2 protein-coding genes are annotated in these 3,147 nt (G+C 47.0%); both read left to right on the top strand.

The features are described 5' to 3' along the window. The first annotated feature begins 258 nt into the window (after positions 1-258). Entirely contained in the window at positions 259-2,067 is a 1,809-nt protein-coding gene (locus tag AC3DOM_RS17035) for a 2-oxoacid:acceptor oxidoreductase subunit alpha (protein ID WP_487920232.1), read from the top strand. Then, positions 2,060-3,082: a 2-oxoacid:ferredoxin oxidoreductase subunit beta gene (locus AC3DOM_RS17030; RefSeq protein ID WP_487920231.1), complete on the top strand. Its 1,023-nt coding sequence runs from the start codon at positions 2,060-2,062 to the stop codon at positions 3,080-3,082. The genes AC3DOM_RS17035 and AC3DOM_RS17030 overlap by 8 nt, the downstream gene beginning before the upstream one ends. The last annotated feature ends 65 nt before the right edge of the window (positions 3,083-3,147 follow it).

Here is a 3,147-nt window from a genome sequence, read left to right as displayed (position 1 = left end):
ATCTGCATTTGCTGATTTATCGTCGCTTGAATAATATTTTTGTTACTGGAATATTGGAAGCATATTGGGAGGCTTACGAGGCCGTTGAACTAAACGTATTTACTGACTATATCTATTTAACAAATGTATGGACGTACCACTCCGATATGATTGATGCAATTGAACGTGGTGAATAGAAAACTGCACACCAATTTTTGATGGACCATACCGAGTTGATTGCAGCGAGACCCAATCCACAAAATTTCAAATGAGGAAGCTATGACAAATAAAAATATCAATGATTTTTCAATTACCGTTGGAACATCCAATGGGTCCGGAAGTCAAACATCAAACCTGACGATCTTGCGAGCCCTGTTTAAGATGGGCATTCCGGTTACCGGGAAAAATATGTTTCCATCCAATATCCAGGGATTACCCACCTGGTATACCATTCGCCTGAGCAAGGAGGGCTATACTGCCAGCAGGGATGAACACGAGATCGTAGTTGCAATGAATCCAGATTCCTTCGAGCGCGACCTGAAAGATGTAATCTCCGGTGGTGTTTTCTTTTATGACAACTCGATCAAGATGCCGATCGAGCGCGATGACATTACCGTTTATCCAATGGATGTCAAGAATATCGTCAAAGATGCGGAGATTCCCACCAATTTGCGTTCGATGGTTGCCAATATGGTCTACGTCGGCATAGTGGCTCAAGTTCTGGGTATAGAGATTGAAAAGATTAAAATGGCGCTTGATTTTCATTTCAAAGGAAAAGAAAAGCCCGTCTCCATAAATATGGGCGTGATTGAAGCCAGTGCGACCTGGGCAGCTGAGAATCTTGAAAAGACCGACCCGTTCTACATCGAGCCGATGAACAAAACCGATGGTCTCATTTTGACAAATGGCAATACTGCGGCTGCGCTGGGATCCATTTATGGCGGCGTTCAGGCTGTCGGCTGGTATCCTATTACTCCAGCAACCAGCCTGGTCGAAATGATGAATTCATACTTACCTGAATTACGGAATACAAAAGATGGCAAACACACCTATGCTGTCATACAGGCAGAAGATGAACTGGCGGCGGTCGGGATTGCAATCGGCGCAGCCTTTTCCGGGCTGCGCTCAATGACATCCACCTCGGGACCCGGGATCAGTTTGATGGGCGAATTCGTTGGGCTGGCTTATTTCTCCGAAACGCCTGTGGTCATCTGGAATATCCAGCGCATGGGTCCCAGTACCGGTCTCCCCACCCGAACATCCCAGGGTGACTTAAAACAGGCCATGTCACTAAGCCATGGCGACACCAAGCATATTGTCCTGCTTCCAGGCACAGTCAAAGAATGCTTTGAGTTTGGTTGGAAAGCTTTAGATATGGCAGATAGGGCGCAAACCCCCATCATGGTGCTCAGTGATCTTGATCTGGGCGAGAACCAGTGGATGAGCGAGCCTTTTGAATATCCAGATGAACCGATGGATCGAGGCAAACTCCTCTGGGAAGAAGACTTTGAAGCCTTTGAAGAAAAACATGGCAAGTGGGGGCGTTACAGGGATGTTGACGGTGATGGTATTCCTTATAGAACCGTTGCCGGCAATCGTCAGATTAGCAGCGCCTATTTTGCACGCGGAACCGGACATGATAACTTTGCCAAATATAGCGAAGATCCTGATGTCTGGTTGGAAACGATGGACCGCTTGAATCTAAAATATGAGACGGTTCGGCATTTTGTTCCCGACGCCATTGTTGACGAAACCAATAATGCCAATGTCGGTATCATTGGTTTTGGCTCAACTGACTCTGCCATAGAAGAAGCGCGCGACCTGCTCGCAAAAACCGGGCTAAAAACAGATTACCTGCGCTTGCGGGCTTTGCCAATCACAGAGACCGTTAAAAAATTCATCCGCAAACACGAAAAGAACTATGTTGTTGAAATGAACCGTGATGGACAATTAGAGGAGATCCTCAGGCTTGAAGTCCCATATTCAGCCAATACCCTCTTCTCGTCTACATTGAACAACGGTTTATCTCTTACGGCCGAATGGATCAAAAATGACATTCTGGCGATGGAGGAAAAAAATCATGGCTAAAACAAATCTAATTGGTCTATCAAAAGGCGATTACAAAGGCGCTCCCACAACACTTTGTCAGGGGTGTGGTCACAATTCCATTCTCAGCCAGATCATTTCTGCCTGCTATGAAATGGATATCGCTCCCGAAGATCTGGTTAAATTCAGTGGAATCGGCTGTTCCAGTAAGGCTCCGACCTATATGCTCGAACGCACATTTGGATTTAACAGCCTCCACGGACGTATGCCTGCTATCGCTACCGGAGCAATGCTGGGCGACACAACATTAACCGGTATCGCCATGAGTGGAGACGGAGACTCCGTCAGCATCGGCATGGGGCAATTTAAGCATATTATCCGACGGAATGTCCCCCTGGCATATATTATTGCAAACAACGGTACCTACGGACTGACCAAAGGCCAGCTTTCAGCCACGTCTGAGGCTGGGTTGGCACTAAAAAAACAGGGCATCAACGAGTTCGATGCGATCGACATCTGCATTGAAGCCATGGCATCCAATGCAACCTTTGTCGCGCGCTCCTTTGCCGGTGACCCAAAACAGGTCAAGACCCTGATCAAAGCCGCCATGGGTCATAACGGAACAGCCATTCTCGATATTATCAGCCCCTGTGTCACATTCAATAATCAGGACTCCTCACGTCATTCCTACGCCTGGGGTCGTGAACACTACTCCAGCCTGCATGATATGACTTTTATTCCTGCACGCGACGAGATCACCATTGAAGATTTTGAAGAGGGAACCTCTCAGGATGTGACCATGCACGATGGTTCAATTATCCGCCTTAAGAAGTTGGAAAAAGACTATGATCCCACCGACCGTATGGCCGCCGTTCAAGTACTGGAGGAGGCAAGAGCAGGCAACTATCTGCTGACTGGGCTGATCTATGTTGACCCGGATCGCCCTTCGTTGATTGATATCTTAAACCTGACAGATACCCCGCTAAACCGATTAACGGAAAAAGAATTACGCCCCGGTCGAGAGACAATGCAAGCGATCAATGACGCAATGTTCTAAATTTCAACATAACTAAATATCCCTCCTAAAAATACCCCGTAGTAGCGACTTTAGTCGCTCTTTAC

The organism is Candidatus Desulfolinea nitratireducens (assembly GCF_982879505.1).
The sequence above is the reverse complement of the archived record's forward strand: the minus strand, read 5'-3'. Positions and strand labels throughout refer to the sequence as shown.